The sequence below is a fragment of the Limnohabitans sp. genome, from assembly GCF_044373035.1.
GTDB lineage: Bacteria > Pseudomonadota > Gammaproteobacteria > Burkholderiales > Burkholderiaceae_C > Limnohabitans_A.
Genome location: NZ_JBILQU010000188.1, coordinates 1 through 3,242 on the forward strand (window position 1 = coordinate 1; position 3,242 = coordinate 3,242).

4 protein-coding genes are annotated in these 3,242 nt (G+C 59.7%); 3 read left to right on the top strand and 1 reads right to left on the bottom strand.

Features of this window, described 5'->3' with window-relative positions; translation table 11 throughout:
- The coding region (locus tag ACIQ47_RS15580; RefSeq protein WP_396438955.1) for a peptidoglycan DD-metalloendopeptidase family protein at window positions 1-278 on the top strand (278 nt) is incomplete at its 5' end.
- 157 nt (window positions 279-435) lie between these two features.
- On the top strand, window positions 436-1,872 hold the full coding sequence (gene rlmD, locus ACIQ47_RS15585) for a 23S rRNA (uracil(1939)-C(5))-methyltransferase RlmD (RefSeq protein WP_396438956.1): 1,437 nt from the start codon (window positions 436-438) through the stop codon (window positions 1,870-1,872).
- Between the two features lie 86 nt (window positions 1,873-1,958).
- On the opposite strand, the gene ACIQ47_RS15590 is transcribed toward rlmD, so the two are convergent.
- Window positions 1,959-2,651, bottom strand: coding sequence for a Bax inhibitor-1/YccA family protein (locus ACIQ47_RS15590; protein WP_396438957.1), 693 nt, complete (start codon window positions 2,649-2,651; stop codon window positions 1,959-1,961).
- Window positions 2,652-2,846: 195 nt separating this feature from the next.
- Between ACIQ47_RS15590 and ACIQ47_RS15595 the strand changes: the two genes are divergently transcribed.
- The coding region (locus tag ACIQ47_RS15595) for a heme-binding protein (protein WP_396438958.1) at window positions 2,847-3,242 on the top strand (396 nt) is incomplete at its 3' end.

The following is a 3,242-nucleotide window of genomic DNA, read 5'->3' on the forward strand; positions in this document are numbered from 1 at the left end:
CTGGTGACCCGGTCCTGGCCGCAGCCGACGGGCAAGTGGTCTATGCCGGTGCGGGATTGCGCGGCTATGGCAACCTGATCATCCTCAAGCACAACAACACCTTTTTGACTGCCTACGCGCACAACCAAGCCCTGCTGGTCAAAGAGGACCAAAAAGTGCGCAAGGGCCAGAAAATTGCAGAAATGGGCAAGACCGATGCCGACCGCGTGAAGCTGCATTTCGAAATTCGCCGTCAAGGCAAACCGGTGGACCCGGCCAAATACTTGCCTGCGCGGTGAAATGCAGAGTCGGCGGTCATCCCAACGGGACCGCACATGACTTGACCCCGCAAGAAACTCACTGGCAGGAATACCTGCAAGCCAGGCCCTGAAGTTTCTCTGTGAAGCTGTGCGTTGGGTCCTCAAGGCAGGCCTCACATCCTGAGACAATCGGGGCATGAGCGATACAGACATTTCCCTTTCCCAAGCCCACGCCGACGAACTTAGCCACTCCAGCGCCGACCTGCCCGAGGGCTGGCTGCGTGTCGGCTCCCTGGACATGGATGCACAAGGCATCGCCCGCCGACCTGACGGCAAAGTTGTGTTCATCGAAGGCGCTTTGCCTTTCGAGCTGGTGTCGGTCAACGTGCACCGCAAAAAGAACAACTGGGAGCAGGGCACTGTCACCCAAATTCACCACGAGTCGTCGCAACGCGTGCGGCCAGGCTGCCCAAATTTTGGCCTGCATGCCGGCGCCTGCGGCGGGTGCAAGATGCAGCACCTGGAGGCTTCCGCCCAAGTGGCCATCAAGCAAAGGGTGCTGGAGGACAACCTCTGGCACTTGTGCAAAGTCAAAGCCGAAACCATGCTGCGCCCCATCGAGGGGCCGACCTGGGGTTACCGCTACCGCGCCCGGCTGTCGGTGCGCTATGTGATCAAAAAGGGACAAGTGCTCATTGGTTTTCACGAGCGCAAAAGCCGTTACGTCGCCGACATGAAAGTTTGTCCGGTCTTGCCGCCCCATGTCAGTCGCATGCTGCTGCCTTTGCGTGCGCTGATTGGCCAGATGGACGCCCGTGAGACTTTGCCCCAGCTGGAGCTGGCCTGTGGCGACGAAGTCACGGCCTTGGTGCTGCGGCACATGGAACCCCTGAGCGAAGGCGATAAAGCCTTGCTGCGCGCCTTTGCGGCCGAACACCAGGTGCAGTGGTGGCTGCAACCCAAGGGGCCCGACACAGTGCATTTGCTGGACGAAGGCGGGGCTCAGCTGAGTTATGGCCTGCCCGACTTTGGCATCACCATGCCCTTCAGGCCCACCGACTTCACCCAGGTCAACCCCTTCATCAACCGCGTGCTGGTGGCCCGTGCGCTGCGCTTGTTGCAAGCGCAAAAGACCGAGCGGGTGATCGACTGGTTTTGCGGTTTGGGCAACTTCACCTTGCCCATCGCAACGCAAGCGGCCGAGGTGCTGGGCATCGAAGGGGCAGAGACACTGGTCGCGCGTTCACGCGACAACTACGCACGCAACCAGGCCGCTCGGCCCGAGGGCCAGACCTTGGCCCCCACGCAATTTGTGGCGCGCAATTTGTTCGAGATGACGCCCGAGATGCTGGTGGCCGATGGCACCGCCGACAAATGGCTGGTGGACCCACCCCGCGAGGGTGCCTTTGCCCTGAGCAAGGCACTGGCCGAACTGCACGAAAAGCAGGATTTACGTCAAGGATGGAAACCCCCGCAGCGCATTGTCTATGTGAGCTGCAACCCCGCCACGCTGGCCCGGGATGCCGGCATTTTGGTTCACCGTGCGGGTTACCGCTGTGTGGCCGCAGGGGTCATCAACATGTTTGCGCACACGGCGCATGTGGAGAGCATGGCGGTGTTCGAGTTGGCCTGAAGATACTCAATTGGAAGCGGGCCATTGGCCCCGCACGGACAAAAAAGGCTCCCGAGGGAGCCTTTTTGAGGTGTGTGCAACGCAGATCAGTCGCGTTCGCCGCCCATGATGCCCAGCAAGGCCAACAGGCTTTGGAAGATGTTGAACACGCTCAGGTACAGGGCCAAGGTGGCGCTGATGTAGTTGGTCTCGCCACCGTCCAGGATGCGCTTGATGTCGTACAGCAAGAAGGCGCTGAAGATGCCGATGGCCAAGGTTGAAATCACCATCATGCCGGCTGTGGAGCCCACAAACACGTTGATGATGCCGCCCACCATCAGGACCATGGCCCCAACGAACAGCCATTTGCCCATGCCCGACAGATCACGCTTGATGACGCTGGCCAGGCTGGCCATGACAAAGAACACGCCGGCGGTGCCCGCAAAAGCGGTCATCACCAAGTCTGAGCCGTTCTTGAAGCCCAGCACCATGGCGATCATGCGCGAGAGCATCAAGCCCATGAAGAAGGTGAAGGCCAGCAAAACAGGCACGCCAGCAGCCGAGTTTTTGGTTTTCTCGATGGCGTACATGAAACCGAATGCGCCACCCAGGAAAACGATCAGGCCCATAAAGCCTGTCAGGGATTGGGTGATGCCTGTGCTCACGCCGACCCATGCGCCCAGCACGGTAGGCAGCATGCTCAGGGCGAGCAACCAATAGGTGTTGCGCAGAACGCGGTTGCGTGCGGCCAGGTCCACATGGCCCCACTCGGCGGAATTGAGAGTGCGTAAGTCGCTCATGGTTTATCTCCTTAACTCGCCTTGGATCAAGGCTGACCATTATTCTAAATGCCCCGCTCTGCAAGGTCGATGGGTTTAGGGATTTCCGTCAGGCCATGGGGTTATCCGGGTGATTCAGTTTTGCTGTGGGGTGTGTAATAGACGGGTCAACGCCCGTGTATGCTCAGCGTTTTAACCCCCTGCCTTTTGAACACCATGAAAACACAAGCCACTTTGGAACTGTCCGATGTGAAAGCCATCGCCGCTGCGGCCGAAGCCGAAGCCCTGAAAAACAACTGGGCGGTCAGCATTGCCATCGTCGACGGTGGCGGGCATTTGTTGCATTTCGCCCGTTTGGACGGCGCGCCACCGATTTCATCCCACATCGCACCCGCCAAAGCCCACACGGCCGCCCTGGGTCGCCGTGAATCCAAAGTCTACGAAGACGTCATCAACGGTGGCCGCATGTCCTTCCTGTCGGCCCCGAGCATTCAGGGCATGCTCGAAGGCGGCGTGCCAATCATGAAGGACGGCTTTTGCTTGGGCGCAGTGGGTGTCAGCGGCGTCAAGTCGACCGAAGACGCACAAATCGCCAAAGCGGGTATTGCGGCC

What these genes read in the sequence shown, in the direction of transcription:
- rlmD (WP_396438956.1), top strand. Translation starts at nt 436, where the DNA reads ATGAGCGATACAGACATTTCCCTTTCCCAAGCCCACGCCGACGAACTT.
- ACIQ47_RS15590 (WP_396438957.1), bottom strand. Translation starts at nt 2,651, where the DNA reads ATGAGCGACTTACGCACTCTCAATTCCGCCGAGTGGGGCCATGTGGAC.